Below are 4,673 nucleotides of genomic sequence, written 5' to 3' on the forward strand. Positions count from 1 at the left end.
CAACTTCGCCCATTCATCGCCCCATTGCATGACTTTATGGCCGTCGGAGACGTCGCGCCATTGGCGTTCTGGGCGCGTGTAGGTGGTGCTGCGGATGGGGCTGCGGATTTCCAGCTCGGGCAGTTTGCGCTCTTGCAGGCGGCGGTCGGGATCGGCGACCGGGACGGCGGAGAGGAGGCGCTTGGTATAGGGGTGCTGAGGGTTGGCGAAGATCGCATCGCGCGGGCCGATCTCGACAATCTCGCCGAGGAACATCACCGCGACGCGGTGGCTGACGCGCTCAACCACGGCCATATCATGGCTGATGAAGAGATACGAAAGCCCCAAGCGCTCTTGCAGGCGCAAGAGCAGGTTCACCACCTGCGCCTTGACCGAGACGTCCAAAGCCGAGACGGATTCATCGGCGACGATGACCTTCGGCTCCAAGGTCAAAGCGCGGGCGATGCAAATGCGCTGGCGCTGACCGCCGGAGAATTCATGCGGGAAGCGGTCGAGCATATCGCCAGAGAGACCCACCTCGACCATCAATTCCTCAGCCTTGCGGCGCGCGGCTTTGGCATCGGCCAGACCGTTGACGATCAAGGGCTCCGCGATGGAGTCGCCGACGCGGATGCGCGGGTTCAGGCTGGCAAAGGGGTCTTGGAAGATCATCTGCAGCTTTTGGCGCTGCTCGCGCAGTTGCGGCTGCGAGAGGGTGGTGAGCTCGGTGCCTTCGAGCAAAACCTGCCCGGCACTGGGCTCCACCAAACGCATGATCGAGCGGCCGGTGGTGGATTTGCCGCAACCGGATTCGCCGACCAAAGACAGGGTCTCGCCGGGGGCGAGGGTGAAGGAGACATCCTCGACGGCATGGACGCGGGCGCTGACGCGGCCCAACAGACCTTTGCGCAGATCAAAGCGGGTCGAGAGGTTGCGGACCTCAAGGATCGGGGCTTTGGCTTCGGGCGGGGCCTCGGTCGCGGTGTCGGGGCCGGCAAGACCGGTGTCGGGGTCGATGGTGGGGAAGAAGGCGGGCAGCTTGCGCCCGGTCATCGAGCCCAAGCGCGGCACGGCGGCCAGAAGCGAGCGGGTGTAATTGTTGCCGGGCTGGCGGAAGATGCGCTCGGTGGTGTCGCATTCCATCGCATCACCGCGGAACATCACCAAGGTGCGGTCGGCGACCTCAGCCACAACGCCCATGTCATGGGTGATGAACATCACCCCCATGCCCTCTTCTTGCTGCAAGGTTTTGATCAGGTCCAGGATCTGCGCCTGAATGGTCACGTCCAAAGCGGTGGTCGGCTCATCGGCGATCAGAAGCTTCGGCTCGCAGGCCAAGGCCATGGCGATCATCACGCGCTGGCGCATGCCGCCGGAATAGTTATGCGGGAAATCGCCCAACCGCGTGGCGGCCGAGGGGATGCGGACTTTGTCCATCACGGCGATGGCCTCGCGCCGGGCTTCGGCGGGGGTAAGGTCGCGGTGCAGCCGGATCGCTTCGATCAGCTGATCGCCGATGGTCATCACCGGGTTCAAACTGGTCATCGGCTCTTGGAAGATCATCGCGATCTCATTGCCGCGGATCTTGCGCATCTCACGCGAGGGCAGGTCGAGAAGGTTGCGGCCACCGAATTGGATCTGGCCGCTTTGCTGGACCGAGCCCGGCGCATGGAGCCCCATCACCGAAAGCGCGGTGACGCTTTTGCCCGAGCCTGATTCCCCGACGACGGCCAGGGTCTCACGCGGGTTGATCTCGAAGGAGATGTTGCGCAGCACGCTTTTCCAAGCGTCCCCAGAGCGAAACGACACCGACAGATCGCGGACGGAAAGCAAAGGTTCGGTCATCATCTCAAGGCCCTACGGGGGGTTGGGGGCCGGGGCATCTGCCCAGCAATCCAAGCCGCAAAATATCAAACTTGTTCGAAAGCGGGGGATAAAATCACGCCTTCGAGGGGTGATGTCCATAAATGAAATTATTTCCCAGTTTTCAAGAAAAGAATGTGGCGGGGCGTTGACAAGAGGTCCAGCCGCAGCGCTACAGTCCGCACCGACGAGCAGTTACCGGCCCCAAAGCCGCCGCGCAGGGAGAGCGATTTTGTCCTATACCGACTATATTTTTGAAGGCTACCACGCCCGTGTTGCCGAGCTTCAGAAAAGTGACAATCCTTTTGCAACGGGGATTGCTTGGACCGGCGGCGACTATGTGCCTTTGCATCAAGCGACGGTGCCTTTGCTCGACAATGGCTTTTTGAAATCCGATCTGTCCTATGATGTGCCGGCGGTTTGGGACGGACGTTTCTTCCGGCTGGAAGATCACTTGGATCGGTTCGAGACGGGGATGTCGAAGCTGAAGCTGACCAGCCCGATCTCGCGCGAAGAGCTGCGCAGCCGCCTGGTTGAGATGGTGGCGATGAGCGGCATCCGCGACGCTTATGTGATGATGATCTGCACCCGCGGCCTGCGCTACCTGCGCGCCTATGCGCCGGAAGAGTGCCAAAACCTGATGTATTTGATGGTGATGCCCTATCTTTGGGTGTCGGGCGAAGAGACCCAGAAGACGGGCGCTTCGATTGCCATCGTGCGCGACACGGTGCGGGTGCCGACCGGCTCGATCGATCCGACGGTGAAGAACCTGCAATGGGGTGACTTCACCCGCGGCATTTTGGAAGCGCGCGAACGCGGTGCCCAATATCCGGTGCTGACGGATGGCAATGGGCTGCTGACGGAAGGCTCGGGCTTCAACATTGTGCTGATCAAGGATGGCAAGCTCGTCTCGCCCAAGCGCGGTGTGCTTGAGGGTGTCACGCGCAAATCGGTGATGGTGGCGGCTGAGAAGCTGGGCCTGGACTGGGAGATCTGCGATGTGCCGGTCAGCGCCGCTTATGAGGCGGATGAGGTGATGATGGTCACCACTGCGGGCGGTGTGATGCCGGTGACGGTGCTCGACGGCAAGCCGATTGGCGATGGTCAGGTTGGCCCGCTGAGCAAGGCGATCTGGAAGGAATATTGGGACGCGCATTACGACCCGGCGGTGACGATCCCGATCAACTACCGCTAAGGTGTTGGGGCAAAAAAGAAAGGCGGTGGAGAGATCCACCGCCTTTTGCTTTTGCTGGGGCTTTTGCTCAAAGAGCGCTGCGCCAGAGTTCGGAGAGGAGCCGCAGCGACAGGCTCGATTCTTCGATATGTGGCATATGTCCGCATTGCTCCAAAGCATGCAGGCCGATGTGGCCGGGCAGGGCTTTGGTCGAGGCGAAGGGCAGGATCTTATCCTCGCGCCCGAAGATCACCTTCACCGGTTGGTGCAGGGTGGCGAGATCCGCGCGGATCGAGAAGCATTGCGTGCCATCGGCGAAGAACTGTGCCGCGAAATCCTGCATTGCGGTGGTGAGGTCCACATCTTCGCGGGCTTTGGCGGTGGCTTGCTCGAAGACCGGGGTGATGACGGCGGGGTTATGGACCAGCTCTTGCAGCCAAGGGCGCAGGCTCTCCGCCGTGGTGGCGCGCAAGATGCCGTGGGTGAAATCTTCGTTGATCGAAGGATAAAGCCCGGCGGGGGAGAAGAGGCAGAGGCCTTGGACATCGACCGCGCCGCGGGCGGCAATCCGTGCGGCGACGGCGCCGCCGAAGGAATGGGCGGCGAGGAGGCAGCTGTTGATGCCTTCGGCGATCAGGCGGGCTTCGACCATCTCGGCGATGCCGTCGAGATCGGCGGGCAGCACGCGGGGCGAGCGGCCGTGGCAGGGCAGATCGAGCGCGAAGGCGGGCCATTCTGGGCGCGCCCCTGCGAGCATGCCGCGCCAGTTGTTGAGGTCTGCGCTGAAGCCATGCAAGAGCACGACCGGCAGGCCATCGCCACGGCGCAGCCAATCGCCATGCAGCATCTCATCGCCCAAGACCGGGCGTGCGACCGCGGCGCGCGGGGCTGCCAGAGCGGCGACCGGAGCGGCACGGCGCGGGGCGGGGGTGGCGGGGCTTTCGGCAAGCCGAGCGAGTTCGGCCATCACATCGCTGCGTTGCACGCGGCCACGCGGACCGCTGCCAGCAACGCCATTCAAGCTGATCCCATTCTCGCGCGCGATGCGGCGGGCCAGCGGCGTTGGATTGGGGCCGGGGCGCTGGCTTTGGGCCGGGGCGGCGGCGGGTGCTGCAGCGGCGGTCGGAGCCGGAGCGGCAGCAGCCGCAGCGACGGGGGCAGCTGCGGGGGCAGCAGCAGGCGCGGCGATGTCTTGCTCGCCCGGGGCCACAACCCGCGCCACGGGTTCGCCGACCTCGACCTCGACGCCCTCGGCGACAAGACCGCGCAGCACGCCCGCAGCCGGGGCTTCGACTTCGACCGCGGCTTTGTCATTCTCGATCTCGAAGATCACATCGCCTGCGGCAACCGTCGCCCCTTCGGCGACCAGCCAGCGCGAGATCTTGCCGCTCGACATCTCGAGACTGACCTTGGGGTAAAGCACGGGAACCGGCATGTAGATGTCCTTCAAGTGAACGTTTGGCCCCCGGATTTGGCGCGGCCTGAAAGCCGCCCGGCCCCGGGGGGGCATGCATCAATTTTGACTGGATGTGTCGTTGGATCTGTGGGTGGGGGCTTCGGGCGTGCCCGAAAGCCGGCTGCGCAGCGTCTCGACGATGCGGACCAATTCGGGCCCCGCCTTCTCAAGGCAGGCCTCTTTGGAAAAAACATCGACAAT

3 protein-coding genes are annotated in these 4,673 nt (G+C 63.6%); 1 reads left to right on the plus strand and 2 read right to left on the minus strand.

Annotation, left to right across the window (positions count from 1 at the left end; all coding sequences use genetic code 11):
* On the minus strand, positions 1 to 1,824 hold a 1,824-nt coding region (locus Q9295_RS17865; RefSeq protein ID WP_306681945.1), incomplete at its 3' end, for an ABC transporter ATP-binding protein.
* Between the two features lie 250 nt (positions 1,825 to 2,074).
* Between Q9295_RS17865 and Q9295_RS17870 the strand changes: the two genes are divergently transcribed.
* Positions 2,075 to 3,037 (plus strand): aminotransferase class IV, encoded by a 963-nt coding sequence (locus tag Q9295_RS17870; RefSeq protein WP_306681943.1) that lies wholly within the window; start codon positions 2,075 to 2,077, stop codon positions 3,035 to 3,037.
* A 67-nt stretch (positions 3,038 to 3,104) separates the two neighbouring features.
* Here the strand turns inward: Q9295_RS17870 and Q9295_RS17875 are convergent, their stop codons facing one another.
* On the minus strand, positions 3,105 to 4,451 hold the full coding sequence (locus Q9295_RS17875; protein WP_306681944.1) for an acetoin dehydrogenase dihydrolipoyllysine-residue acetyltransferase subunit: 1,347 nt from the start codon (positions 4,449 to 4,451) through the stop codon (positions 3,105 to 3,107).
* Between the last annotated feature and the right edge of the window lie 222 nt (positions 4,452 to 4,673).

Origin of the sequence: Pseudogemmobacter lacusdianii (assembly GCF_030848395.1) — a bacterium.
Taxonomy (GTDB): Bacteria; Pseudomonadota; Alphaproteobacteria; order Rhodobacterales; family Rhodobacteraceae; genus Pseudogemmobacter; species Pseudogemmobacter lacusdianii.